General features: G+C 59.5%; 29 protein-coding genes and 1 tRNA gene. 20 read left to right on the top strand and 10 right to left on the bottom strand.

The features are described 5' to 3' along the window. Positions 1-720: cytochrome d ubiquinol oxidase subunit II (gene cydB / locus DFR38_RS12555; protein ID WP_110313475.1), on the top strand; the 720-nt coding region annotated here is incomplete at its 5' end. Between the two features lie 17 nt (positions 721-737). Beyond that, entirely contained in the window at positions 738-833 is a 96-nt protein-coding gene (gene cydX, locus DFR38_RS12550) for a cytochrome bd-I oxidase subunit CydX (RefSeq protein ID WP_082693332.1), read from the top strand. Between the two features lie 220 nt (positions 834-1053). On the opposite strand, the gene DFR38_RS12545 is transcribed toward cydX, so the two are convergent. From DFR38_RS12545 to rsmI, 6 genes are all read right to left on the bottom strand, one after another. Then, positions 1054-1734, bottom strand: coding sequence for a M24 family metallopeptidase (locus DFR38_RS12545; protein WP_059285315.1), 681 nt, complete (start codon positions 1732-1734; stop codon positions 1054-1056). Between the two features lie 755 nt (positions 1735-2489). Continuing rightward, positions 2490-3617: a hypothetical protein gene (locus DFR38_RS21040; RefSeq protein WP_146215976.1), complete on the bottom strand. Its 1128-nt coding sequence runs from the start codon at positions 3615-3617 to the stop codon at positions 2490-2492. Positions 3618-3640: 23 nt separating this feature from the next. Next, complete coding sequence (locus tag DFR38_RS12535) at positions 3641-4042, bottom strand: tyrosine-type recombinase/integrase (RefSeq protein ID WP_059285313.1); 402 nt, start codon at positions 4040-4042, stop codon at positions 3641-3643. A 170-nt stretch (positions 4043-4212) separates the two neighbouring features. Next, positions 4213-4557 (bottom strand): DUF1484 family protein, encoded by a 345-nt coding sequence (locus tag DFR38_RS12530; protein WP_059285312.1) that lies wholly within the window; start codon positions 4555-4557, stop codon positions 4213-4215. A gap of 527 nt (positions 4558-5084) precedes the next feature. Continuing rightward, positions 5085-5169 (bottom strand) — tRNA-Leu (locus tag DFR38_RS12525). Positions 5170-5214: 45 nt separating this feature from the next. Beyond that, the gene (rsmI, locus tag DFR38_RS12520; RefSeq protein WP_110313473.1) at positions 5215-6117 is read right to left on the bottom strand and encodes a 16S rRNA (cytidine(1402)-2'-O)-methyltransferase; all 903 of its coding nucleotides are present in this window, start codon (positions 6115-6117) and stop codon (positions 5215-5217) included. Between the two features lie 27 nt (positions 6118-6144). On the opposite strand from rsmI, the gene DFR38_RS12515 reads away from it, so the two are divergent. Genes DFR38_RS12515 through DFR38_RS12500 form a run of 4 tightly spaced genes read left to right on the top strand, consistent with a single transcriptional unit; the run spans position 6145 to position 8784 of the window. Further along, positions 6145-7233, top strand: a complete 1089-nt coding sequence (locus tag DFR38_RS12515; protein ID WP_239688571.1) for a penicillin-binding protein activator — start codon at positions 6145-6147, stop codon at positions 7231-7233. A 5-nt stretch (positions 7234-7238) separates the two neighbouring features. Then, positions 7239-7574, top strand: a complete 336-nt coding sequence (locus tag DFR38_RS12510; RefSeq protein ID WP_059285309.1) for a YraN family protein — start codon at positions 7239-7241, stop codon at positions 7572-7574. 31 nt (positions 7575-7605) lie between these two features. Further along, a complete protein-coding gene (locus DFR38_RS12505; protein WP_059285308.1) occupies positions 7606-8196 on the top strand; it encodes a phosphoheptose isomerase in 591 nt (196 codons plus the stop codon). Further along, positions 8197-8784 (top strand): BON domain-containing protein, encoded by a 588-nt coding sequence (locus DFR38_RS12500; RefSeq protein WP_059285307.1) that lies wholly within the window; start codon positions 8197-8199, stop codon positions 8782-8784. Between the two features lie 63 nt (positions 8785-8847). On the opposite strand, the gene DFR38_RS12490 is transcribed toward DFR38_RS12500, so the two are convergent. The 4 genes from DFR38_RS12490 to DFR38_RS12475 all read right to left on the bottom strand — a co-directional run bounded on the left by DFR38_RS12490 (position 8848) and on the right by DFR38_RS12475 (position 12758). Next, positions 8848-10056: a sensor domain-containing phosphodiesterase gene (locus DFR38_RS12490; RefSeq protein ID WP_059285306.1), complete on the bottom strand. Its 1209-nt coding sequence runs from the start codon at positions 10054-10056 to the stop codon at positions 8848-8850. 147 nt (positions 10057-10203) lie between these two features. After that, positions 10204-11139: a Tim44 domain-containing protein gene (locus DFR38_RS12485; protein WP_059285305.1), complete on the bottom strand. Its 936-nt coding sequence runs from the start codon at positions 11137-11139 to the stop codon at positions 10204-10206. Between the two features lie 50 nt (positions 11140-11189). After that, positions 11190-11891 carry a tRNA (N6-threonylcarbamoyladenosine(37)-N6)-methyltransferase TrmO gene (tsaA, locus tag DFR38_RS12480; RefSeq protein ID WP_110313471.1) on the bottom strand — a complete coding sequence of 234 codons (702 nt, stop codon included), beginning with the start codon at positions 11889-11891 and terminating at the stop codon, positions 11190-11192. A gap of 117 nt (positions 11892-12008) precedes the next feature. Continuing rightward, positions 12009-12758, bottom strand: a complete 750-nt coding sequence (locus DFR38_RS12475) for a GNAT family N-acetyltransferase (protein ID WP_059285304.1) — start codon at positions 12756-12758, stop codon at positions 12009-12011. Between the two features lie 336 nt (positions 12759-13094). Between DFR38_RS12475 and mnmG the strand changes: the two genes are divergently transcribed. The 14 genes from mnmG to glmU all read left to right on the top strand — a co-directional run bounded on the left by mnmG (position 13095) and on the right by glmU (position 25796). Beyond that, the gene (mnmG, locus tag DFR38_RS12470) at positions 13095-14987 is read left to right on the top strand and encodes a tRNA uridine-5-carboxymethylaminomethyl(34) synthesis enzyme MnmG (RefSeq protein ID WP_110313480.1); all 1893 of its coding nucleotides are present in this window, start codon (positions 13095-13097) and stop codon (positions 14985-14987) included. Positions 14988-15003: 16 nt separating this feature from the next. Then, positions 15004-15630, top strand: coding sequence for a 16S rRNA (guanine(527)-N(7))-methyltransferase RsmG (rsmG, locus tag DFR38_RS12465; RefSeq protein WP_059285303.1), 627 nt, complete (start codon positions 15004-15006; stop codon positions 15628-15630). Then, entirely contained in the window at positions 15627-16418 is a 792-nt protein-coding gene (locus DFR38_RS12460) for a ParA family protein (RefSeq protein WP_059285302.1), read from the top strand. Before rsmG ends, DFR38_RS12460 begins: the two co-directional genes overlap by 4 nt. Before the next feature lie 4 nt (positions 16419-16422). Continuing rightward, a complete protein-coding gene (locus DFR38_RS12455; RefSeq protein ID WP_059285301.1) occupies positions 16423-17280 on the top strand; it encodes a ParB/RepB/Spo0J family partition protein in 858 nt (285 codons plus the stop codon). A 92-nt stretch (positions 17281-17372) separates the two neighbouring features. Continuing rightward, a complete protein-coding gene (locus DFR38_RS12450) occupies positions 17373-17732 on the top strand; it encodes an ATP synthase subunit I (RefSeq protein WP_059285300.1) in 360 nt (119 codons plus the stop codon). Positions 17733-17746: 14 nt separating this feature from the next. Next, entirely contained in the window at positions 17747-18565 is an 819-nt protein-coding gene (atpB, locus tag DFR38_RS12445; protein WP_059285299.1) for a F0F1 ATP synthase subunit A, read from the top strand. 89 nt (positions 18566-18654) lie between these two features. Beyond that, positions 18655-18936, top strand: a complete 282-nt coding sequence (gene atpE, locus DFR38_RS12440; protein WP_045847701.1) for a F0F1 ATP synthase subunit C — start codon at positions 18655-18657, stop codon at positions 18934-18936. 53 nt (positions 18937-18989) lie between these two features. Then, positions 18990-19460 carry a F0F1 ATP synthase subunit B gene (locus tag DFR38_RS12435; protein ID WP_059285298.1) on the top strand — a complete coding sequence of 157 codons (471 nt, stop codon included), beginning with the start codon at positions 18990-18992 and terminating at the stop codon, positions 19458-19460. A 7-nt stretch (positions 19461-19467) separates the two neighbouring features. Further along, positions 19468-20004: a F0F1 ATP synthase subunit delta gene (locus DFR38_RS12430; RefSeq protein ID WP_059285297.1), complete on the top strand. Its 537-nt coding sequence runs from the start codon at positions 19468-19470 to the stop codon at positions 20002-20004. A gap of 8 nt (positions 20005-20012) precedes the next feature. Next, positions 20013-21557: a F0F1 ATP synthase subunit alpha gene (gene atpA, locus DFR38_RS12425; protein ID WP_059285296.1), complete on the top strand. Its 1545-nt coding sequence runs from the start codon at positions 20013-20015 to the stop codon at positions 21555-21557. 39 nt (positions 21558-21596) lie between these two features. Then, positions 21597-22463 carry a F0F1 ATP synthase subunit gamma gene (atpG, locus tag DFR38_RS12420; protein ID WP_059285295.1) on the top strand — a complete coding sequence of 289 codons (867 nt, stop codon included), beginning with the start codon at positions 21597-21599 and terminating at the stop codon, positions 22461-22463. A 42-nt stretch (positions 22464-22505) separates the two neighbouring features. Further along, positions 22506-23900, top strand: coding sequence for a F0F1 ATP synthase subunit beta (gene atpD, locus DFR38_RS12415; protein WP_103523577.1), 1395 nt, complete (start codon positions 22506-22508; stop codon positions 23898-23900). 15 nt (positions 23901-23915) lie between these two features. Then, positions 23916-24338: a F0F1 ATP synthase subunit epsilon gene (locus DFR38_RS12410; RefSeq protein WP_059285294.1), complete on the top strand. Its 423-nt coding sequence runs from the start codon at positions 23916-23918 to the stop codon at positions 24336-24338. A 93-nt stretch (positions 24339-24431) separates the two neighbouring features. Next, positions 24432-25796, top strand: a complete 1365-nt coding sequence (gene glmU, locus DFR38_RS12405; RefSeq protein ID WP_059285293.1) for a bifunctional UDP-N-acetylglucosamine diphosphorylase/glucosamine-1-phosphate N-acetyltransferase GlmU — start codon at positions 24432-24434, stop codon at positions 25794-25796. Positions 25797-25849 lie beyond the last annotated feature (53 nt).

Here is a 25849-nt window from a genome sequence, read left to right as displayed (position 1 = left end):
AACCTGCTGCAAGGCGTGCCTTTCCATTTCGACGACACCCTGCGCGTGTTCTACGAAGGCAGCTTCTGGGCCTTGCTCAACCCGTTTGCCCTGCTGTGCGGTCTGGTATCGGCCAGCATGATCCTGCTGCAAGGTGCCACCTACCTGATGCTGCGCACCGAGGAAAAAATGGCGCAACGTGCGCGCCGCGCCGCCATGCTGTTTGGCGTGCTGACTATCGTGCTGTTTGTGCTGGGCGGGCTGTGGGTCGGTCATCTGGATGGCTATGTGATTACTGCGGGTGGTGAAGCCGCCGCGCAGTCCAACCCACTGGCCAAAACCGTGGTGCGTGCCGCCGGGGCCTGGCTGGGCAACTACCAGCGCTATCCGCTGACCATGGCCTTGCCCTTGCTGGGTATTGTCAGTGCTGCGGCTGCCGTGTCGCTGGCCGCGGTGCGCAAGGCGGGCCTGGCCTTTATCGCCTCCAGCCTGGTGCAGGCCGGTGTGATTGGCACGGCCGGGGCCAGCCTGTTTCCCTTCCTGCTGCCGTCCAGCTCGGACCCGCGTTCCAGCCTGACGGCCTGGGATGCCACCTCCAGCCAGATGACGCTGAATACCATGTTCTGGGCGGCGCTGATCTTTACCCCCATTGTGCTGAGCTACACCGCCTGGTGCTACCGCGTGATGCGCGGCAAGGTGACCGAGCAGCACATCCGTGCCAACAGCAAGAGTGTTTACTGAAGCGAAAGGACAAAATCATGTGGTATTTCGCCTGGATGTTGGGGCTGCCCTTGGCCGTGGCCATGGGGGTGATCAATGCGGTGATCGAGGAAAACCTGCATCACGATGATTGAAAGCCGCAGCCAGCGCCGGCGCGCCCTGGCTGGCGGTGCGGTGGGCTGTCGCCCGCCGTGCTGAGTGATCAGTGAACAGGGCAGGCAGCCTGCCCAAACGCCGCCAGGCGCAAACCTGGCTGCCGGCGGCATACCGGATCAGCAACGGTATGCCGCTTTTTGCAGCTGGCCCGCAGCCAGCTGCCACAGCAAAGCCGCCGCTGATCGCCCGCCAGCGGCCTCAGTGCGCCGTATCACGCAGCAGCAGGTCTTCATAAAACGCCCCATACGGCAGCGTGGGGTGGCGGATCTGGATTTCCAGAATCCACACCCCGGTATCCGGGCAGGCGGCAAAATCCCCCAGCGAACCGGCCTGGTAAATGGCATGCGGAAAATCGCAAACCCGGTGCCCCTTGATATCCAGATTCAGCTTCCAGCCCATGGCCGCAGCCTGCTCGGCCGCATAGTCGTATAGCGCGCTGCCGGCGCAGTCATCCCGCTGCCACTTGTCACTGACCCGCTGCCACAGCGTACGCGCCGCCGCCGCGCAGGCATGCATGTCGCCATCCTGCCCCACCACAAAGGTCGCGCCGGCATCGCCCTCGTGGCCATCCCACACCACCCCCAGGTCGATAAAGAAAATATCGTGCTCACCCAGCACATTGTCGGGGTCCATTTTCTGCTTGAAGGTTTTCAGCGTCGAATGGCCAAAGCGGATGATGATGCCGTGCCAGATCCGCTCCATTCCCATGCGCGCCAGCGTCGCCCGCGCCAGGTCCTTGGCCTGCTGCTCGTCCATGCCGGGCCGGATCTGCGCCGCAATCAGCTGCACCGCCTCGAAGGTCTTGTCACGTGCATGGCGCATTTTGGCCAGGGAAAAACGGGAACCGACAGCTTCCTGCTGGGCCAGGGCATCCGACATGGCAATCCTTCCAAGGGTGGTGGCTGAAAAATGAATTCATCATATCCATGATGCCGCTGAACGCAAGAGTCATGAACCAAAACCGATGCGGCAACACACGCTGATGATAGCGCCAGGCAGACCACACTCGACCGGGCAAGACGGGCAAGTGCCGGGGGCTGGATTGCAGCAGTGCTGTGCCTCAATAGCAGCACCACCGGAATGGACCGGCGGCAACGGGGTAGACACGGTAGCAGTATCTCGAAACAAAAACGGATTGAAACGTGCTCACTGTTATGCAAGTTAGCCATACCACATGGCGAAAAAACCACCGACTTTTGGCAAGTCCTGTGATTGAATTTTGGTTTTTTTGCAAAAAGACCAGGGTGATGGACGTGACAGGATGCTTACTGATCAATAACGCGATGGGTCCAATAGCACCTAGCAGGGAAAACGGAAGATCACTCGAAGCGGGTGCAAGAATCTGCATGAAAACACATGATTCGAGGCAGGGTAATAGGCGCAAATAAAGCCCGGCTGGGCGGGCTTTACGGGGAATCATGCAGGTGCATGATTTGAGGCATATGAAGAGCGGAGGCGAGGCGGGGCTTCGATTGCGCGCGCTGTGGGCTGAGGGTGGTGGATTGCGGGCGCTGTAGCGGCCCAGGAGCGATGAACGCTGATGCCGATGGGTGGTGTTAGTTTTGGAGAACTCTGTGTCATGTCAAACCCACGGTGGTGGGCTTGACATGACAATATTAGGCAGTGAAATTTATTTAGTCAGGTTGCTGGTTCTTATTAATAATATTTTCAAGTAACGCTTTGACGTCTAAAGAGCTTCCATTGAATAGTAATCCATCGATGTCGCCGTCAAGGTTATTTGCCAATTCAGTTAGGCTGCTTTGTGATTGCATTTCATCTTGGGCATCGAGCTCGCTGTTGTCTTGAGATTTCTCCAGAGGAGGTGGAATCATTCTTACCTCAATGCTTGCGCCTGTAGAAATCTTGTCCGCAACTGTTGTTAGTGCTTGAGTCATTGCATTTTTTAATTCATTTTTTCTACCGTCATCTGTTCCTGTGTAGCGTTCATCTACAAGTTCTTCTGCCAGTTTTCTGATATTTTCGCTTGCCATTTCAGAATGTTCACTCTCTAGCATCTCAATGGCAGGGGATGATGGTTTTCGTTTTGATAATTTTGTTATTAATTCCCGTGTTTCAATTAATTCGTTTAGGATTAAGTTGACTCTCTTTACGCATGTGTGAACACCAAGTAATACAACAGGCGTGGCGGAAAGATATACCATCCAGTCTGTTGTTGAGCAAATCTTTATTTGTAGATTTTTTGCATCCGGATCGTATAGCTCAACAATTGGTGAAAGTGCTTTGTTCCATTGGCTGAATTCTTTACTTAAATCTTTTAGTGTTGATTGATTTTCATTTCTAGGGATTAGAAGACCTATTTCGGCTTCTCCGGCACTCAAGTCGTCATACTCAACTTCTAGGTTACCGAAGCAGTTGTCAATAGATTCGATGTTGTTGAAAAATGCTTGCGTATCTCGTTGTATATTGGTAAGGGCTTGGCTTGCTAGGCTTGGGGCTGCTGAATGAGAAGCGATTGCTGTTTTTATTTTGTCAAATAATTTATTTCCAATATATTCTTCGGCTTTTATAGATTTTAAAATATTCTTTAGAATCGGTCTTGGGTTGTTGAGTGTGGAGCTTTCTAGAGTGATTCTGCATTCCTCTAGGGAGTTGGTGTAGTTTTTTGCAATTTCTAAGTGCCCGGGGTTCGCGGCAACTTGGTTTAGTGAGTTTATGATGTTTTGTATGTGCTGAATTGGATTGGTCGACTTGTAATAAATGTGAAGCTGTTCAATTGCGCAATGAAATCTGCCGAGGTGCATATTTACTCCATTTTGATAAGTATTTAATTAAATTTTGGTTGTTTTTTTGCGGGATGTTGCTGATGAGTATCTAAGAATTCACTCCACCAATTCATCATCTTTCTACGCTCGTCCAAGTACTCCGCCCGGTGGTAAGCCGCCCGTATCTTGTTCCGTTTCGCATGTGCCAGCTTGCGCTCGATCACGTCGGCGTTAACGCCTTCCTCATTCAGCACCGTTGATGCCAGGGCGCGGAAACCGTGCGGTGTGGCCTGGCCTTTGTAGCCCATGCGGCCCATGGCGTAGCTCAAGGTGTTTTCACTCATTGGCCGGTCGTGGTCGGTCATGGCGGGGAAGAGCAGGGCAGCACGGCCAGTCAGCGGGTGCAGCTGTTGCTGCAACTCTAGCGCTTGTAATGACAATGGCACAATATGTGGCTCACCCATTTCATCCGTTCTGATGGAATTCGCTATTTTGGCCACTCTTCATCAACCACTTCCCTGCGGGCATCGCGTAGTTCTCCAGGGCGCACTAGGTCAGCTTCAGTGGGTGCAGGGCAACGCGGGCAGGACGTCGGACGTTCAACAAAACAGCGCCTTGCGGCGCTGTTTGTTCTTTAGAGGAGCTGGCCGATATCGGTGCGGGCGAGGCTGATTTGCTGATGCAGCGGGGTCAGCAGCCCGGCCAGCTGGTTGGCTGCCAGCGGCATGTCCTCTGCGTGGTGCAGCAGATCAAGCAGGCATTGCATGCAGTCAGCGGCACGGTCCAGCGTGCAGATGCCATCGGCAATGGTGTGCTGGATGGTCTGGGAGAGGCAGGTCAGCTGGCTGATGGAATCGCGCAGTGCGGCATGTTCCGGCAGGCTGGCCAGGGTTTGCAGGTAGCGGAGTTGGTCTTCAAAGGTGGCCAGCGCCAGATAGGCGGCGGGAACGGGCTGGTTTTGCAGGGGCTGGGTGTTCATGCGCGGGCCTCCTTGCTGAAAGATGGCAGGGCTGCAAGGGCAATGACAATCGCGGGGGGAGGGCGCAACTGGGCGCGGGAGATGCCAGGCATGGTGATTGCCTCCATAGTGTGCGGTTTGCGTACCGCCAACCACTTCCTACGGTGGGTGGCAGTCCGAACGGGGGTAGGAATACCGGCACTATGGAACCGGCCAGCCCGAAGGCTGCCCCGCCCGGCCCGCCATAGAAGGCAAGACAAGACGCACGGACGCAAAAAAACCGCTTTCGCGGTGGTGTCCGCCATAGTGCTAATCGGGTTCCTACGCCCGGTGCCGCTATTGAACAGCACGCGGCAATTGTTGGGTGGTGGGCTTGGCTTGTCAATACCGGGGAAGGATGTGGCACGGCATGGCTACGGGCTGAGCCTGCCGGGGAGTGCTGTGTTGCGTTGGTGTCCCGCCAGTGTTCCATGGCGGAATTTGGGCAACAAAAAAGCGCCTTGCGGCGCTGTTTTGATTCTTGCTGCAATCCTTAGCTGGTAAGGATGTGGTGCCCGGGGTCGGACTCGAACCGACACACCTTGCGGCGGGGGATTTTGAATCCCCTGCGTCTACCGATTTCGCCACCCGGGCATCGCAAGAGGAGGCAAGTCTATCTGATCCGCCTGCCCTTGTAAATCACTCTGCGGCGTCCTTTTTCAATTTCAGCGCATGGTCATACAGTTGCTTGCGGTTGGCCCCGCTGATCTGGGCGGCCAGGGTGGAGGCCTGTTTCATCGGCAGTTCGGCGCTGAGGATGTTCATGATGCGGATGGCTTCTTCCGGCAGGGCTTCGTCGCTGTCGGGCTGCGGGGCGGCGTCGATGATCAGCACGATTTCGCCGCGCTGTTGGTTGCTGTCGGCCTTGACCCATTCCAGCAGTTCGCCGGCGGGCAGGCTGTGGAAGGTTTCAAAGGTTTTGGTCAGTTCGCGTGCCAGCATCAGCCGGCGTTCCGGCCCCAGTTCGGCCACGATGTCCTGCAGGGTGTCGACGATGCGGTGCGGGGCTTCGTAGCACACCACCAGGTGGTCGGCACTGAGCCATTGCTGCAGGGTGCGGCGGCGTTCGCCACTTTTGGGCGGCAAAAAGCCGTGAAACAGAAAGGCATTGCTGGTGAAGCCGCTGGCGGACAGGGCGGTGATGACGGCGGACACGCCGGGAATGGGGCGTACCGGGTGGCCGGCGGCGCGCACGGCTTCCACCAGCCGGGCGCCGGGGTCGGATACGGCGGGGGTGCCGGCATCGGATACCTGCACCACGATCTGGCCTTCCGCCAGCCAGCGGATGACTTGTTCGGCCATGCTGCGTTCGTTGTGTTCGCGCAGGCTGACCAGTTTGTTGGCGTGAATGCCGTATGCTGTCAGCAGGCTGCCGGTGACGCGGGTGTCTTCGGCGCACACCACATCGGCCACGCCAAAGGCAGTCAGCGCACGCGCGGTAACATCTCCCAGGTTTCCAATGGGGGTGGCCACCACATATAATGTGCCGCGACAGAAACTTTCCCGTGCAGATTCAAGCAAGTGAGCGAACGAAGTATGCAAAGACTGGCTCCGCTGTTGGTTGGCGTCATGATGACATGGTTGACGGCTGCGCAGGCGCAGGCACCGGACTATATCATCCAACTCAATGCCGCGCCGCTCAATAGCGCGGCTGGTGCGGCGGTTCGGGCGCAGACTGCGCCGGCTTCGGCGCCGGCCATGGCGCCGCAGGCCAAGCCCCTGCCCGCACCGGGCAAGATGGCGTCGCGGGTGAAGATCGGCCTGTTGCTGCCTACCGAGTCACGCCTGCTGGGCGAGGCGGCGGCGGTGGTGCGCAGCGGGGTGGAGGCGGCGCATGATGTCGATCCGCAGGCCGAGGTGGTGGTGATTGATGCCGATGAGCACAATGCCGCCCAGCGTTACCGCGAGGCGGTGGCGGGCGGGGTGAATGTGGTGATCGGCCCGCTGTCGCGCAGCGGCATTGCCGCGGTGGCGCCTTATGTCAGCGTGCCCACGCTGGCGCTGAATGCGGTGGGGCGCGATGTGCCCACCAACCCCAAGCTGTTTACCCTGGCCTTGAATGTGGAAGTGGAAGCGCGGCAGATTGCCCGGCTGATGCGGGAAGATGGCCGTGCCAATCCCTTGATCATTACCGATGGCGAGGTGCTGTCCAGCCGGCTGAAGCAGGCTTTTGCCGACGAGTGGCGCAGCCAGGCGGGCAAGGATGCACAGCAGATGGAGGACAACGGCCACAATCTGTCCGAACTCGCCACGGCGGCAGCAGGCGCGGATGCGGTGTTTCTGGCGGTGGAGCCGGCCGAGGCGGCCCGGCTGAAGCCTGCCTTGCTGCCAGAGCTGGCGGTGTATGCCACCTCGCAGATCAGTACCCGCACCCCGGACCGGCAACTGGCCGGTATCCGTTTTATCGACATGCCGTGGTTCCTGATGCCGCAGCATCCGGCGGTGAAGCGTTATGCGCGGCCGGCCAGCGCGCTGACCCTGCAAACCGAGCGGCTGTATGCGCTGGGGATTGATGCCTATCGCCTGGCCTTGCAACTGGCGAACAGCCGTAATCCGGCCAGCATCAAGCTGGATGGCGTGACCGGTGATTTGAAACTGGGGCGCGACCGCGTGTTCGACCGCCAGTTGCCGGTGTCGCTGATTGGCGAGGGCGAGTAAACCCCATGAATGAGCAGGGCAGGCTGGCGGAAGAGCGGGCCTTGTCCTTCCTGTTGCGACAGGGGCTGCAACTGGTGGAGCGCAATTGGCTGTGCCGGGGTGGCGAAATCGATCTGATCATGCGTGATGGCCGCTGCTGGGTGTTCGTCGAGGTGCGCCATCGCGCCAGCGCCCGCTTTGGCGGTGCCGCTTACAGCATTACCGCAAACAAACAAAGGAAACTCATGCACGCGGCGGCAGTCTACCTGTCCGATAGGGGAGTAGACGCACCTTGTCGTTTTGATGCTGTGCTGAGTGAAGGCGAGCAGCCGCTACAGTGGCTGAAAAACATTTTTGCATAGCAGCCCCCGGTTGGCTGCTACGAGGAAAAGCATGGACCTGATTGAACGCGTCAACGGACATTTTCTGGAAAGCATCGCCGCCAAGCAGGAGGCCATGGAGTTGCTGTCGCCGGCGGTGGCCCTGGCGGCCGAGCGCATGGTCAGCTGCCTGATGAACGAGGGCAAGATCCTGGCCTGCGGCAATGGCGGCTCGGCAGCGGATGCCCAGCATTTTGCCGCCGAGATGCTGGGGCGTTTTGAAAAAGAACGCCCCGGTCTGGCGGCCATTTCACTGGCAACCGATACCTCGGCGCTCACCGCCATTGGTAACGACTACGATTTCGACATGATTTTTTCCAAGCAGGTGCGGGCGCTGGGGCATACCAACGACCTCTTGCTGGCCATTTCCACCTCGGGCAATTCTGCCAATGTGATCGAAGCCATCTATGCCGCCCACGAACGCGGCATGGGCGTGATTGCCCTGACCGGCAAGGACGGCGGCAAGATCAGTGAAATCCTGTCGCCGGAGGACATTCAGCTGAATGTGCCGGTATTGCGTACCGCGCGCATCCAGGAGGTGCATATCCTGCTGGTGCATGCGCTGTGCGATGCGATTGACTACATGCTGTTGGGAGGCGAGTAAATGAAACACACAGTCCTGACCCTGTTGCTGGCTGCCGGCCTGTCCAGCGCCTTGTCCGGTTGCTTTGCCCTGGCGGCTGGCGGCGTGGCCGGTGGTGCGCTGGTGGCCACCGACCGTCGTTCCAGCGGTGCCTATGTGGATGACCAGAGCATCGAAGTGAAGGTATCGCACCAGATTGGCGACAAGCTGCCGTCGGCCCATGTCAATGCCACCAGCTACAACCGTGCCGTGCTGCTGACCGGTGAGGTGCCGAGCGCCGAGGCTGGCCAGCAGGCCGAGCTGATTGCCCGTGGCATGCCCAATGTCCGCCGGGTGTACAACTACACGGTGGTGGCACCGTCGTCCGGCTTGTCCGAGCGCAGCAACGATACCTGGATCACCAGCAAGGTGCGCACCCGCATGCTGGATGGCAAGGGCTACTCGCCCAATCAGATCAAGGTGGTGACCGAGCGTGGCGTGGTCTACCTGCTGGGGCTGGTGACGCCGGCCGAAGGCCAGGCTGCGGCGCAGGTGGTGAGCGAAACCGCAGGGGTGCAGAAGGTGGTCACCCTGTTTGAAAACATCTCCGAGGTCAGCCCGGCGCAGTAAGCCGGCGCCCGGAAACGAAAAAGGACCGCGTGCGGTCCTTTTTCATTGCTGCGTTTGCCGTTTTCAGCCGTGGCTGCTGTGTACACGCGGGGCCAGTACGTCGGCACACAGCACATGCATGGCTTCGTCGATTTCAATGGCCATCGACAGCGTCACGCAGGAGCGGGTGTCGGTCATCGACAGATAAGGCTCGCTCATGTACAGCACGCCGGGCTGGTCGATGGCGTGCTGGAAATAGGCGCGGCGCGACCACACGGCGCCGGTGGTGTCGGCCAGCGGGGCAAATTTCAGGTTGCTGGCCACGGTGTTGTGGCGGCTGTTGAGGTTGCGGCCGATCTGGCGGCCCTCGCTGTCCAGCAAAAAGCAGCGGATTACGTCCGGCATGGCCAGCATCGGGGTGGCCGCCTGATCAAACGGGGTGCCCTGCATCAGTGAAATGGCCGATTGCACAAAGGCCTGCCGTGCCAGTTCGATCTGGCGCCGGGTGATCTTGCGCTTGAGCAGGTCGCGCACCATCAGCTCGTCCCAGCGCGAATCCAGCCGCTTGGTGATGATGTCGTCCGCATCGGGTGTCAGGCTGGGCCGTGCCACATAATAGCCCTGTACCAGATCGCAGCCGGATTCCAGCGCTACCAGTACGTCGTTTTCGGTTTCGATGCCTTCTTCCACCACCAGTGCACCAATTTCATGCATCAGCCGCACCAGTCTGGACAGCAGATTGCGGGTGCGCGGCTGGCTGACCGCGCTGCGCAGCAAGTCCTTGTCGAATTTCACCAGGTCGGGCTCCAGCTGGCAGACCCGGTCCAGGTTGGAATGGCCGACGCCAAAGTCGTCGATGGCGATCAGGAAACCGGCTTTTTTCAGCAGGTTGACGCCTTCGATCAGCGCCTCATCCACTTCCAGCACATGTTCCAGCACTTCCAGCACCACATTGCCCGGCTGCAGGCCGGCTTCGCGGATGGAATTGGCCAGCGCCATGGCGCGCTCGGGGCGCGACAGCGAGGCGGCATCGACATTGAGAAACAACCAGTGCGGATGGGCTTGTTCCAGCTGGGAAAAATGCTGGACATGGGCCTGGCTGACCGCCAGGTCAAGCCCGTGACGCCGTTCTGGCGACACCATGGCGTAAAAGGCCTCGGCCGGGGAGAGTGGCAGCTGGTTCTGCTCGGCGCGCAACAGGGCTTCCACACCCACCGTGCGGCGATGCGCCAGGCTGTAGATGGGCTGAAAATGGCTGCCAAGGGTCAGACCGGCATGCTCGAAACGTTTCATTACAGTACATTCCTTCCTGGAGTGGGGCTCTTGCTGGCCCGTAAGCCAATCTCTCTAGCAATTGGCATTCCAGTGTAGAGCATGGGCCGATAATAAAAAACGGGCCCGACTGGGCCCGTTGAGATAAATCAGCACAAAAAGAAGAAATTACTCCTGCTGAATGCCTGCCACCAGCCATTTGCCGCCGGTGCTGCCATCCTTGATGTAGTGCCAGTATTCGCTGAACGGCACCGCCGGGGCATTGACCGATTCGCTCACCGTGCCGGAGAAGCGCACGGTGGCAATGTAACGGCCAGCCTCTTCCACGGCTTCCGCCAGCTGGCAGTCCAGCTGCGGGAAGTCGGCCACATCGCTATTGCCGGCGATGTCGTTGCGCAGGCCTTCGAACAGATCCGGCGTCATGTACTTGCGTACTTCTTCCAGGCTGTCCGGCGAGTTGAGGCTTTGCAAATGCAGGAAGGTGGCCTTGGCCTGACGCAGGAAGTTCGGCGTTTCGGTGCCATCCGGCAGGCGGGCGGGTACACCACCAGCCATGGCCGGTGCAGCGGCGCCGTAAGACGCTGGCTGACCCAGGCCGGAGCCGATCTTGGGAATCGGATCGAAGCGGGCGGCATCCTGGCTGCTGCTATTGAATACTGGCGCATTGCCCGCCGGCATCGGGGTGTTCATCGGTGCTGCGGGGGTAGCGTTCTTGCGGCGGAACCACATCAGGCCGCCAATGCCCAGCAGGCCGAGCAAGGCCAGGGTGCCCCAGGGGATGCCGGAGCCGCTGGCGGCTTCCGACGCATTGCCGGAGGCATGGTTGCTGTTCATGGCCGAACCCAGCATGTAGCCGGCGGCGGCACCAGCGGCACCAGCGGCAATGGCTGTGCCAATGCCCGGACCTTTCTTGGGCTGTGCTTGCGGAGCAGCTTGCGGTGCCGGTGCCGGCATCGGGGTGGGCTGCTGGTAGCTCTTGGTCGGGGCCGAGCGGCGCATGCCGGCGCTCTTGCCTCCGCCCAGGCGTGCGGCTTCCGCGAACGGTGCCGCCAGGACAGAAACCAGGGTGAAGGCGAGCATGATCGTCTTCGCGCGAGGTGTCATGATTATATTCTCCAGAGTAAAGGGCCCCGGTGTGACTGGGGCATGTGACTTTAGTTCGGGGCAAGCCGCTGTATTTCAAGCACGCGGGCATGGTTATCCGCCACGCTGAAGCGGATGTTGTAGTCATACAGCTGCACGCCATAGATGCGCTGCGGGTCGTCCTGATAGGCCGGTCGCGGGTCTTGTGCCAGCACCTGTTCGATCAGGGCGGCCAGGGCGGGCGGCGGGGAGGGGAGGGCGGCCAGCTGTTGCAGCGCTGTGCTATTCCACTCTACCTGCAGGCAGACCGGCGGGCCGTCGACAAAGCCGCCACGGGCTTCCGGCCGGGCTTCCACAAAAGGAATGTAGGGCTTGATGTCCAGCACCGGCGTGCCATCCAGCAGGTCGGCGCCGGCCAGTTGCAGGCGTACGCCGTCGTGAAAGTCGATGCCGCGCAGTTCCACCAGCGACAGGCCCAGCGGATTGGGGCGATGGGTGGAGCGGCTGGCAAACACGCCCACCTTGGCATTGCCGCCCAGGCGTGGCGGTCGCACCAGTGCTTGCCAGCCGCGGCGGGCGGTCTGGTGGAACACGAAGCTGATCCAGACATGGGAGAAGGCTTCCAGTCCGCGCACGGTGTCCGGGTGATTGAATGGTGGCAGCAATTCCACACTGACCTCGGCGGCCGGGGCCAGCGAAGGTTGGCGCGGGATGCCGAATTTTTCCTTGTAGGGGGAGTGGACGATGCCGACTGCTGCAAACGGGTAGCTCATGTGGCGGATTGTAGCAGCCAGCTGCCGGGCTGGCGGTGGCTTGAATGCAGAACAGCCCGGACGAACGGGGGGTTTCGTCCGGGCTGATGACACAGCTAGGCTGCGGCAGGCTGGGAATCAGCCTACGAAGTGACGGTTGTAGCGGCCGGTGAGGCGGCTCATCGGCAACAGCATGAAGAAGTCGGCGCAGTTGAAATCAGGGTCCCAGGCCGGTTCGCCGCAGATGAAGGCGCCGGCGCGCAGGTAGCCCTTGATCAGCGGCGGCATCGGCGAAGAGGCGGCATCGTCCTGAATGCGGTCCAGCGGCAGCGGCAGGTGCGGGAACACGCGCCATTCTGCCGGGGACAGGTGGCTGGCTTCCAGCTGGCGATACAGGCTGACAGCCTGATGGCCACCATCGGCCAGGCTGACGCTGGCGCAACCGGCCAGATATTCACCGCCCTTTTTCTGCACATAATCAGCCAGACCGGACCACAGCAGGGCAATGACGCCACCACTGCGGAAGTCCTTGTGGACGCAGGAACGGCCCACTTCGATCAGGCCGTCGCGCAGGTTGTCCAGGCGGGTCAGGTCGAATTCGTGTTCGGAATACAGCGAGGGGGCGCGGCGGGCCATATCCGGCGGCAGCATGCGATAAGTGCCGACCACCAGGCCGCTGTTGGCGTCTTCCACGATCAGGTGATCGCACAGTGCATCGTATTCGTCGCAGTCGATGCCCAGCTCATGCGAGGACAGTTCGGCACCCATTTCGCCGGCAAATACATCGAAGCGCAGTTTCTGGGCGCGGCGGATATCTTCAGCGGTTTCGGCGACACGTACTCCCAGTTTCAGCTGGCGGCGGGCGGAAACGCTTTCGTTCAATTGCATGACTTACTCCCCTCGGAACATGCGATGCATGCTAGTTTTGTCAGCAAGGAATGTCGCTCGGACTTTCGTCCAGTCGGCCCGGCATTGCGGGCAACTCCTTCATTTGGCAGCAGCTTTTTGGCCTGCTGTCCGTCCAAAACATGCTAATCATCCTGTTTGACGAAGACATTTCCATCACATGACTTGTGGATGACCTGCGTTTTAACGTCGGGTTACAACAGGGGCGAAGTAAATCAATGACTTACATGGTTATCGGTTTTGCCGTAGAATAGGCCGTTTTTCCTGCACGCATCACCCATGCGTCGTTCGCATGCACGGGGTTCCGAGTACAGCCAGATGATTTATCCCACACAATTTGACGTGATCGTGGTCGGCGGCGGTCACGCCGGCACCGAGGCCGCACTGGCCGCAGCCCGCATGGGGCGCGCCACGCTACTGCTTACCCACAATATCGAGACCCTGGGTCAGATGTCGTGCAATCCGTCGATTGGTGGCATCGGCAAGGGTCACCTGGTGAAAGAGGTGGATGCACTGGGTGGCGCCATGGCGCTGGCCACCGACATCGGCGGCATCCAGTTCCGCACCCTCAATGCCTCGAAAGGTCCGGCGGTACGCGCCACGCGTGCGCAGGCTGACCGCATCCTCTACAAGGCGGCCATTCGCGAGATGCTGGAAAACCAGCCCAATCTCACGCTATTCCAGCAGCCGGTGGACGACCTGCTGATTGAAGGCGATCACGTGGCCGGTGCCATCACGGCCATTGGCATCACTTTCCGCGCCCGCACCGTGGTGCTGACCGCCGGCACCTTCTTGTCCGGCAAGATTCATGTCGGCCTGGAAAACTACACCGGCGGCCGTGCCGGTGATCAGGCAGCCTCCACCCTGGGCGCACGCCTGCGTGAGCTGGCCTTGCCGGTGGGTCGCCTGAAAACCGGTACGCCGCCGCGCATCGATGGCCGCAGCATCGACTTCTCGGTCATGGAAGAGCAGCCCGGGGATACGCCCGAGCCGGTGTTCTCCTACCGTGGCCAGCGCAGCATGCACCCCAAGCAGCTGCCGTGCTGGATTACCCACACCAATCAGCAAACTCATGACATCATCCGCTCCGGCTTCGCGCGTAGCCCGATGTTTACCGGCGTGATTGAAGGGGTGGGCCCGCGTTACTGCCCGTCCATCGAGGACAAGATCAACCGCTTTGCCGACAAGGACAGCCATCAGGTCTTCCTGGAACCGGAAGGCCTGACCACGCACGAGTTCTACCCCAACGGGATTTCCACCAGCTTGCCGTTTGATATCCAGCTGGCAGCGGTGCGCTCGATTCGCGGCATGGAAAACGCCCACATACTGCGTCCCGGCTATGCCATCGAATACGATTACTTCGACCCGCGCGGCCTCAAGTCCACGCTGGAAACCAAATCCATCAAGGGTCTGTTCTTTGCCGGCCAGATCAACGGCACCACCGGTTACGAAGAAGCCGCAGCGCAAGGGCTGCTGGCCGGCCTGAATGCCGGTCTGTATTCGCGTGATGAAGAGGGCTGGTGTCCGCGTCGCGACGAGGGCTATCTGGGCGTGCTGGTGGACGATCTCATCACCAAGGGCGTCTCCGAGCCTTACCGCATGTTTACCAGCCGTGCCGAATTCCGCCTGCAGCTGCGCGAGGACAATGCCGACTTGCGCCTGACCGAAATGGGCCGCAAGCTGGGCCTGGTGGGCGATGCACAATGGGAAGCCTTCTGCCGCAAGCGTGACGCGGTGGAAGCCGAAACCGCCCGCCTGAAGACCACCTGGCTGCACCCGGCCAAGCTGCAGGATGCCGCGGCGCTGGAAGCCCTGCTGGGCAAGGGCATCGAGCGCGAATACAACCTGTTCGACCTGCTCAAGCGCCCCAATGTCGCCTACCGTGAGCTGATGACCCTGCCGGAAGCGGCCGGTGGCGTGGCCGACGAGGTGGTTGCCGAGCAAGTGGAAATTCAGGTCAAATATCAAGGCTATATCAATCGTCAGAACGAAGAACTGGCGCGCCGTGACAATCTGGAAGACATCCGCCTGCCGGCTGACATCGACTTCGCACTGGTCAAGGGCCTGTCCAAGGAAGTGCAACAAAAACTGAATCAGCAGCGCCCGGAAACCCTGGGCCAGGCTTCGCGCATCCAGGGCATTACCCCGGCGGCCGTAGCGCTGCTGATGGTGCATCTGAAACGCGGTTTTACCGACGCCAAAATTGAATAATTGCCAAGCCAAGCGCATGACACATACTGCAGAACTGAAAAACGGGCTGGATCAACTGGCCCTGGGGTTGAATGAACAACAGCTGGCCTTGCTGGACGGCTACCTGACGCTGCTGGCCAAATGGAACCACACCTATAACCTGACCGCCGTGCGCGAGGAGCAGCGCATGGTCAGCTACCATTTGCTGGACAGCCTGTCGCTGGTGCCGCACCTGAATGGTGGCAGCCGTCTGCTGGACGTCGGCTCGGGCGGCGGCATGCCCGGCATTCCGGCGGCCATTGCCCGGCCGGATCTGCAGGTTGTCCTGCTGGACTCCAATCACAAGAAAACCACCTTTCTGCGCCAGGCGGTCATCGAACTGGGCCTGCCCAATGTCGAGGTCGTCACCAGTCGGGTGGAAGCCTATCAGCCGGAACAGAAGTTCGACCGCATCACCAGTCGCGCCTTTGCCGAGCTGGCCGAGTTTGTCCGCCTGACGCCGCATCTGCTGGCCGAAGGCGGGCAGTATCTGGCGATGAAGGGTGTTTATCCCTACGAAGAAATCTCGCTGCTGCCGGAAACGGTGGCCGTCGCCGAAGTACTGCCGGTGTCGGTGCCCGGTCTGGACGCCGAACGCCATCTGGTGAGAATGGTGGCTAAATGAATGCACGGGTGATCGCGGTCGCCAACCAGAAAGGTGGGGTCGGCAAGACCACCACCGTGGTCAATCTGGCTGCAGGTCTGGCCGAGCTGGGGCGGCGGGTGCTGATAGTGGATCTCGACCCGCAGGGCAATGCCACCATGGGCAGTGGCATCGCCAAGCAGGCGCTGGAGCAGTCGGTCTATCACGTGCTGCTGGGCGATGCCTCGGTGGAAGAGGTGCGCCAGCCCGCCAAGCAGGGTGGCTATCACGTGCTGCCGGCCAATCGCGACCTGGGCGGGGCCGAGCTGGAACTGGTCAACGAACTGGCCCGCGAAGCCCGTCTGAAAAACGCACTCAGTCTGGTCGACGACCAGTACGACTATGTGTTGATCGACTGCCCGCCCTCGCTCAATCTGCTGACGCTCAACGGCCTGGTGGCCGCCAACAGCGTGCTGATACCCATGGTGTGTGAATACTATGCGCTGGAAGGGCTGTCCGATCTGGTCACCACCTTGCGCAAGGTACGCACGGCGGTGAATCCGCGCATTGAAATCATGGGCCTGCTGCGCACCATGTTCGATGCACGTAGTAATCTTTCACAGCAGGTGTCCGAGCAGCTGGCCAGCCACTTTGGCAGCAAGGTGTTCGAAACCGTCATTCCGCGCAATGTACGGCTGGCCGAGGCGCCCAGCCATGGTCTGCCCGGCCTGGTGTACGACCGCAACGCCCGCGGTGCCCAGGCCTATCTCGCGCTGGCGCAGGAACTGACTGCCCGCCTCGAACCCGCAACCGCAACTCCATCTGTCTGACAACATGGCCAAACTCAAAGGACTCGGGCGCGGTCTTGACGCGCTCCTCGCCACCAGCGCCGCGGTAGACGACCGTCTTACCACGCTTTCCATCGACCTGATCCGTCCCGGCAAATACCAGCCACGCAGCCACATGAACGAAGTGGCGCTGGACGAGCTGGCGGCGTCGATCCGCGCACAGGGCATCATCCAGCCGGTGGTGGTGCGTGAAGTGGGCCTCGGTGAGTACGAACTGATCGCCGGTGAACGCCGCTGGCGCGCTGCGCGCAAGGCGGGGCTTGCCGAAGTGCCGGCGGTGGTGAAAACCGTGGCCGATGAAGCGGCCCTGGCCATGGCGCTGATCGAGAACATCCAGCGCCAGGAGCTGGATCCCATCGAAGAGGCGCAAGGTCTCAAGCGGCTGATCAGCGAATTCGGCCTGACCCACGAAACCGCCGCCGATGCCGTGGGCCGTTCACGCAGCGCCGTGTCCAATCTGCTGCGCCTGCTGGCGCTGCCAGAGCCGGTGCAGCACATGCTGCATCAGGGACAGCTGGAAATGGGCCATGCCCGTGCCTTGCTGGCCTTGCCGGTGGTACAGCAGCTGGAGCTGGCGCACGCGGCCGTGGACAAGGGCTGGTCGGTACGCGAAGTAGAGCGCCGGGTACAACAATTGTCTGACCAAAAAACCACAGTCGCCGCAGTGGAAAAACGGCAGGACCCGGACATTGCCCGGCTGGAGCAGGAAGTGTCGGAGCGCATTGGCGCCAAGGTCAGCATTCGTCATGGCGCGCGCGGGCAGGGCCGCTTGCAGGTGGAATATGCCAGTCTGGATGATCTGGAACGGCTGCTGGAAAAACTTCAAGCAAAATCAAGCAAATGATTATATGTTGCACTGCAATGGTGCGGGCGATGTTCAGTTTGACGCAAATCAAGCCCTCAGCCTATAATCGAGCGATTTTTTAAGTGTTGGACATGCAAAATCCGGAAGTCGGGCGCGTGCTGCGCCTGCAGGCAAAACTGCTTGTAGTGGCCGTACTACTTGGTGCCGTATTGAGTGGTGGCACCACGGTGGTTCCGGTGTCGGTTCTGCTGGGGGGATTGTCGGCGCTGATTCCAGCCGCGGTCTATGCCAGAATCGCCTACGCCAAGCGTCATGTCCCACCTGCGGTGCTGATGAAGGCGCACTTCAAGGCAGAGGCAGTCAAATTCATCCTGACTGTCTTAATGTTTGGTGCATCTTTGGTGTTTTTCAAGGATTTATCGGTAGTGGGTTTGCTGGCAGGCTTTTTCGCCACGGTGTCCGGCTACTGGTTAGGGCTTCTAATCAAATAATTGAGAAAAGAGCGATGGCAAGCAACGCAATTGAGTACATTAATCACCACCTTACCTTCTGGAATTCCGATCCGTCCCCGGCTCGCGGCTTCTGGAGCCTGCACGTAGACACTTTCTCCGTCTCCCTGTTCCTGGCGTTTGTGTTTGCCGGTGTATTTGCCATGGTGGCCCGTCGTGCCAGCCTGGAAAATCCGGGCAAGCTGCAGTTGTTCGTGGAATCCATCATCGAACTGGTGGACACCCAGGTTAAGGAAATCTTCCATGCCAAGAGCAAGGTCATCGCCCCGCTGGCACTGACCATCTTCTGCTGGATTTTCCTGATGAACGCAATGGACATGCTGCCGGTTGACCTGCTGCCGAACATTGCGCAGTGGATCGGCCACACCTTCTTCGGTCTGGAAGCGCATCACGTTTACTTCCGTTCGGTGCCGTCCGCCGACGTGAATGCCACCTTCGCCATGTCGCTGTCCGTGTTCCTGTGCATCATCGGCTTCTCCATCAAGGCCAAGGGCCTGGGCGGCTGGGGCAAGGAACTGCTGACCGCACCGTTCCACACCCACAATCCGATTGGCGCCATCATCCTGGCCCCGCTGAACTTCATCTTCCAGCTGGTCGAACTGGCCGCCAAGCCGATCTCTCTCTCGCTTCGTTTGTTCGGCAACCTGTATGCCGGCGAACTGATCTTCATCCTGATCGCACTGCTGCCCTGGGGCGCACAGTGGATCCTGGGTGCACCGTGGGCCATCTTCCACATCCTGATCATCACCCTGCAGGCCTTCGTGTTCATGATGCTGACCATCGTGTACCTGAGCCTGGCCGTGGAAGCGCACTAAAGAGTTCGTGGTATTTGTTTTCGTTTGAGCTTTACCTTTGTTTTAGTTTTTTTACCAACCATCCTTGCATAAGTCTTAGGAGATAAATAATGGAAGCACTCGTTTCTCAGATTCAGTCGATGACCGCTATCGCAGCTGCTCTGATCATTGGCCTTGGCGCTCTCGGCACTGCTATCGGCTTCGCCATTCTGGGTGGCAAATTCCTCGAGGCCTCCGCCCGTCAACCGGAAATGATCCCGGTTCTGCAAACCAAGCTGTTCATCATCGCCGGTCTGCTGGATGCGATCTCCATGATCGGTGTGGGTGTTGCCATGCTGTACACCTTCAGCAACCCGTTCCTGTCCGCTGCCAAAGCAGCTCTGGGTGGCTAATTTTTAGTCAGTAAACGGTTGGTGTAGAAGTCATTCTCTGGAGGAAAACAAGCGTGGAATTTAACGTAACACTACTGGGCCAGGCGATCACGTTCGCCATCCTGGTATGGTTCACCATGAAGTTTGTTTGGCCTCCGCTTACCAATATGATGGAAGAGCGTGCCAAGCGTATTGCAGACGGCCTGGCCGCTGCAGAACGTGGCAAGCAAGATCTGGAAGCCGCTGAAAAGCGCGTTGCGGACGAAGTTCGCAAGGCCAAGCAGCAAGCAATGGAAATCATTGCTTCTGCCGAGAAGCGTGCAACCCAGATTGTGGACGAAGCCAAGGAAAATGCCAGCACCGAAGGTGCCCGCATTGTGGCTGACGCCAAAGGTCAGATCGATCAGGAAGTGATGCGTGCCAAGGAAGCCCTGCGTGAGCATGTGGCCCAGCTGGCCGTAGTCGGCGCAGAGAAGATCCTGCGCAAAGAGATCGATGCAGCCAAGCACGCCGACCTGCTTTCCTCCATCAAAGCGGAGTTTTAATTAACTCATGGCAGAACTCATTACCGTCGCAAGGCCCTACGCCGAAGCGGTATACAGCCTCGCCACCGAAACGCGTACGCTGGACCAGTGGTCCGATGCGCTTGCGTGGCTGGCTGCCATGGTGAACAACCCGGATATGGTCGAAGTTGTCACCAATCCGAAACATACCGCAAAAGAGGTTGAGGCGCTGATGCTGGATGTCCTCGGCGAGCGTGCCAATGAAAGCGTGAAAAACTTTCTGGTCGCCCTGATCGAGAACCACCGCCTGATGCTGCTGCCGCATATCGCCAGTCAGTTTGAACTGTTCAAGGCCGAAGCGGAAAACATCGTTGATGCGCAAGTTGAAACGGCGTTCCCGCTGACCGAAGAACAGAAAGCCGAACTCACCAGCACGCTTTCCAAGCACTACGGCAAAACCGTACGTCTTGATGTGCGTGACAATGCCGATCTGATCGGTGGTGTGCGCGTGCTGGTTGGTGACGATGTCATCGACAGTTCCGTGCGCGGCAAGCTGCAAGCGATGGCGGCAAGCCTCAAGAATTAGGAGAGATCATGCAGTTGAACCCCTCTGAAATCAGCGATCTGATCAAGGCCAAGATTCAGAACCTGGCTGAAGGCGCTGAAGTCCGTACCAAGGGTACGGTCATTTCCGTGACCGACGGTATCGTTCGTGTCCACGGTCTGGCAGACGTGATGCAGGGCGAAATGCTCGAGTTCCCGGGCAACACCTACGGCCTCGCCATGAACCTGGAGCGCGACTTTGTCGGCGCCGTGGTACTGGGTGAGTACGAACACATTTCCGAAGGCGACGAAGTCAAGTGTACCGGTCGCATTCTGGAAGTGCCGGTAGGTCCGGAACTGGTGGGCCGTGTTGTCAATGCCCTGGGCCAGCCGATCGACGGCAAGGGTCCGATCAACGCCAAGCTGTCCAGCCCGATCGAAAAGATCGCGCCGGGCGTGATTGCGCGTCAATCGGTATCCCAGCCGATGCAGACCGGCCTGAAGGCGATTGACTCCATGGTTCCGGTTGGCCGTGGTCAGCGTGAGCTGATCATTGGTGACCGCCAGACCGGCAAGACCGCCGTTGCCCTGGACGCCATCATCAATCAAAAAGGCACTGGTGTTGTTTGTATCTACGTTGCCGTAGGTCAAAAAGCATCCTCCATTGCCAACGTGGTACGCAAGCTGGAAGAGCACGGTGCACTGGGTCACACCATCATCGTTGCCGCTACCGCTTCCGAAGCCGCTGCGCTGCAATTCATTGCACCGTACTCCGGCTGCTCCATGGGCGAATACTTCCGCGACCGCGGCGAAGATGCACTGATCGTATACGATGACTTGTCCAAGCAAGCCGTTGCCTACCGTCAGATCTCCCTGCTGCTGCGTCGTCCGCCGGGCCGTGAAGCCTACCCTGGCGACGTGTTCTACCTCCACTCCCGTCTGCTGGAACGCGCTTCCCGCATCAACGAGGACGAAGTAGAAAAACTGACCAATGGCGAAGTGAAGGGCAAGACCGGTTCGCTGACCGCACTGCCTATCATCGAAACCCAGGCCGGTGACGTTTCCGCCTTCGTTCCGACCAACGTGATTTCCATCACTGACGGCCAGATCTTCCTGGAATCCGACCTCTTCAACGCAGGTATCCGTCCGGCCATCAACGCCGGTATCTCGGTATCGCGCGTGGGTGGTGCGGCTCAGACCAAGGTCATCAAAAAGCTGGGTGGTGGTATTCGTCTGGCCCTGGCCCAGTATCGTGAACTGGCTGCGTTCTCGCAGTTCGCTTCCGACCTGGACGAAGCAACCCGCAAGCAGCTGCAACACGGTGAAGTGGTTACCGAACTGATGAAGCAGAAGCAGTTCGTGCCGCTGGCCACCGCCGAAATGGCGCTGACCCTGTGGGCTGTGAACAAGGGTAGCTACGAAGACGTTCCGGTGAAGAAGGCCCTGGCATTCGAAGCTGAGTTCCTCGCTTACGTGCGTGCGAACCACAGCGACCTGCTGGCCGCCGTTAACGCTTCGGGCGATCTGTCCGGCGACAACGAGAAGGTACTGGCCAAGGCGATGGAATCGTTCAAGGCTGGCTACAGCTTCAACTGAGCCTTTCGACTCACGTCGTAGCTAAAGAAAGGTTCAGGAATGGCAGTCGGTAAAGAGATTCTCACCAAGATCCGAAGCGTGCAAAACACGCAGAAGATCACTCGCGCGATGCAAATGGTGTCAACCTCCAAGATGCGCAAAACGCAAGAGCGTATGCGCGCTGCCCGTCCTTATGCTGAGAAGGTGCGCACGGTTATGGCGCACCTTGCTCAGGCAAACGCGGATCTTGGTCATCCACTGCTTGCACGCCGTGACGTTGTCAAGCGCGCTGGTATCATCCTGGTTTCCTCTGACAAGGGCCTGTGTGGCGGCCTGAACGTGAACTCGTTCAAGCGCTTCTATGCCAAGGTCAAGGAGCTGCAGGATCAGAACGTCGAAGTCGACGTGTGCTGCCTGGGTCAAAAGGCCCTGGCTGCCACCCAGCGTGCCCGTCTCAATGTCGTGGCTAGCGCCGTCCAGCTCGGTGATATTCCGAAGATGGACAAACTAATTGGCCCGCTTACAGTGCTGTTCAAGCAGTACGCTGAAGGCGAACTGGACGCGGTTTACATCGTCTATTCCGGTTTCATCAACACGATGAAACAGGAACCGACAATCGAACAGCTCCTGCCGTTGACTCCGCATCACATGGTGGTGGAGCACTCGCATTCGTGGGATTACCTCTACGAACCGGATGCCCCCAGCCTGATGGAGTTCTTGGTCAAGCGTTACCTGGAGTCGGTGGTGTATCAGGCTCTGGCCGAAAATATGGCTTCCGAACAGGCAGCGCGTATGGTGGCCATGAAAGCCGCAACCGACAACGCGGGTAATACGATCAAGCAGCTGCGCCTTGTGTACAACAAGGCCCGTCAAGCGGCGATTACCACTGAGCTGTCTGAGATTGTGGCCGGTGCCGCAGCGGTGTAAGCCGTACACAGACTGTAAAAGTTAAATGTTTAGGAACCGATAATGAGCCAAGGCAAAATCGTACAAATCATTGGTGCGGTGATCGACGTGGAATTCCCGCGCGACGCCATGCCGAAGGTTTATGATGCCCTGAAGCTGGTTGACGCTGACCTGACGCTCGAAGTCCAGCAGCAGCTGGGCGACGGCGTGGTCCGTACCATTGCGATGGGTAGCTCGGACGGCCTGAAGCGTGGCATGGCAGTTGCCAACACCGGCGCACCGATTTCGGTGCCGGTGGGTAGCGCCACCCTGGGTCGTATCATGGATGTACTGGGTAATCCGGTTGATGAAGCTGGTCCGGTGGCTACCGACGCACGTCGCGCCATTCACCAGTCTGCTCCGAAGTTCGACGAGCTGTCTTCCGCTACCGACCTGTTGGAAACCGGCATCAAGGTGATTGACCTGCTCTGCCCGTTTGCCAAGGGTGGTAAGGTTGGTCTGTTCGGCGGTGCCGGTGTAGGCAAGACCGTGAACATGATGGAACTGATCAACAACATCGCGAAGGCCCACTCCGGTCTGTCCGTGTTCGCTGGTGTAGGTGAGCGTACCCGTGAAGGTAACGACTTCTACCACGAAATGAAGGACTCCAACGTACTGGACAAGGTAGCGATGGTGTATGGCCAGATGAACGAGCCGCCGGGTAACCGTCTGCGCGTTGCTCTGACCGGTCTGACCATGGCCGAGCACTTCCGTGACGAGAAGGACGAATCCGGCAAGGGCCGTGACGTGCTGTTGTTCGTTGACAACATCTACCGTTACACCCTGGCCGGTACCGAAGTATCCGCACTGCTGGGCCGTATGCCTTCCGCCGTGGGTTACCAGCCGACTCTGGCCGAAGAAATGGGCCGTCTGCAAGAACGTATTACCTCGACCAAGGATGGTTCCATTACCTCCATCCAGGCCGTATACGTCCCTGCGGATGACTTGACCGACCCGTCCCCGGCAACCACCTTTGCCCACTTGGACGCTACCGTGGTTCTGTCGCGTGACATCGCTGCCCTGGGTATCTACCCGGCCGTTGACCCGCTGGACTCCACCTCGCGCCAGCTGGACCCGCTGGTGGTTGGTGACGAGCACTACTCCGTAGCCCGTGGCGTGCAATCCACGCTGCAGCGCTACAAGGAACTGCGCGACATCATCGCCATTCTGGGTATGGACGAACTGTCCGAGGAAGACAAACTGGTCGTGGCACGCGCGCGTAAGATCCAGCGTTTCCTGTCCCAGCCCTTCCACGTGGCCGAAGTATTTACCGGTTCCCCGGGCAAATACGTCTCCCTGCGCGACACCATCAAGGGCTTCAAGGCGATTCTCGCTGGCGAATACGACCACCTGCCGGAACAAGCGTTCTACATGGTTGGCTCTATTGAAGAAGCCGCTGAGAAAGCCAAGACCCTTTAATTAAGGAGAGGGCTTATGTCCAAGATGCATGTGGAAGTGGTGAGCACCGAACAACTCATCTACTCTGGCGAAGCCGAGTTTCTGGTCGCTCCGGCGCTGGAAGGTGAGATCGGTGTCTATCCGCGACACGTGCCGCTCCTGACCCGTATCAAACCCGGTGTACTGCGCATGACAGTACCCGGCAGCAAGGAAGAAGTGTTGGTGGCTGTCTCCGGCGGCATGCTGGAAGTACAGCCCACCCACATCACCGTGCTGGCTGATACGGCGATCCGCGGCGAGGATCTCGACGAAGCTCGCGCCAATGAGGCCAAGCGCGCAGCAGAGGAATCTCTGCAGCACGCTACCGACGACCTGAGCACGGCAAAGGCGCATGCTGCCCTGGCAGTGGCCATTGCCCAGCTCAAGGCGCTGGATTACCTCAAGAAGCGTGTGCACTAAAAGCGCGAGAACGAATCGTGTATAGTTGCAGGCTGCCACTTTTGTGGCAGCCTTTTTCATTTCTGCATTATTTTTGACCAGTAAAGAGCTCGCATGGACAGCCTCAGTATTGTCATTCTGGCGGCAGGCAAGGGTACCCGCATGTACTCCGCCAAACCCAAGGTTTTGCATCCCATCGGCGGTGCGCCGATGCTTGCCCGCGTGATTTCCACCGCTCGCAGCCTGAACCCGGCGCGGCTGGTCGTGGTGTACGGATTTGGCGGCGAACAGGTACGCCAAGCCATCAAGGATGAAGATATTGTCTGGGCCGAGCAGGCCGAACAACTGGGTACTGGTCATGCACTGAAAATGGCGCTGCCGGCCCTGCCAAGCGAAGGCAAGACCCTGGTGCTGTATGGCGATGTGCCGCTGACCCGTAGCGAAACCCTGCAGCAGCTGATTGCCGCTGCTGGCGACGGCATGGCGGTGCTGACCGACGTGCTGGATGATGCCAGCGGCTATGGCCGCATGCTGCGCGGTGCCGATGGCAAGCTCAAGGCCATTGTCGAACACAAGGACTGCACGCCGGAACAGCTGGCCATCCGCGAAATCAATACCGGCATGATGGTGCTGCCCAACCGCCATCTGGGCGACTGGCTGCATGCCTTGCGCAATGGCAATGCCCAGGGTGAATACTATCTGACCGATGTGCTGGCACTGGCCGTCGCCGCAGGCATCCCGGTGGAAAGCGCCAGCGTGTCGGCCTCGTGGGAAGCCGCTGGGGTCAACAACAAGCTGCAACTGGCCGAGCTGGAGCGCATCCTGCAACAGAACCAGGCGCGTGCGCTGCTGACCGCCGGTGTCACGCTGGCGGACCCGGCCCGTATCGATATCCGTGGCCAGCTGCTGCATGGCCGCGATGTCAGCATCGACGTCAACTGCGTATTCGAAGGCGTGGTGGAACTGGGCGACAATGTCGAGATCGGTGCCAACTGCGTGCTGAAAAACGTCAAGGTTGCCGCCGGTAGCCGTATTGCCGCCTTCTCGCATCTGGAAGATGCCGTGGTCGGAGCAGATTGCCGCCTCGGACCGTATGCCCGTCTGCGCCCCGGTGCGGTGCTGGCCGATGAAGTGCATATCGGCAATTTTGTCGAAATCAAAAAGAGCACGGTTGGCCTGGGTTCCAAGGTCAATCACCTCACCTATATCGGCGATGCCGAAATCGGCAGCAAGGTGAATGTGGGAGCCGGCTCGGTGACCTGTAATTACGACGGCGTGAACAAGTTCAAGACGGTGATTCAGGATAATGTGTTTGTCGGCTCCGGTACGCTGATGGTGGCCCCGGTCACCCTGGAAAGCGGTGCCACGGTGGGGGCGGGCTCGGTGATCAGCCGCACCGCCCCGGCCGATGCCCTGACCGTGGCACGGGCACGGCAGGTGACCATTGCCGGCTGGAAGCGACCGCAGAAAAAGAGCTGAAGCGGCTGGCCAGTACACTGCCGACACCCGGTGTGTTTCCTGTATGGAAGCCG

Source organism: Aquitalea magnusonii, from assembly GCF_003202035.1.
GTDB classification, from domain to species: Bacteria; Pseudomonadota; Gammaproteobacteria; order Burkholderiales; family Chromobacteriaceae; genus Aquitalea; species Aquitalea magnusonii.
Note: the sequence above shows the minus strand (reverse complement) of the source record. Positions and strands in the feature narration are given on the sequence as shown.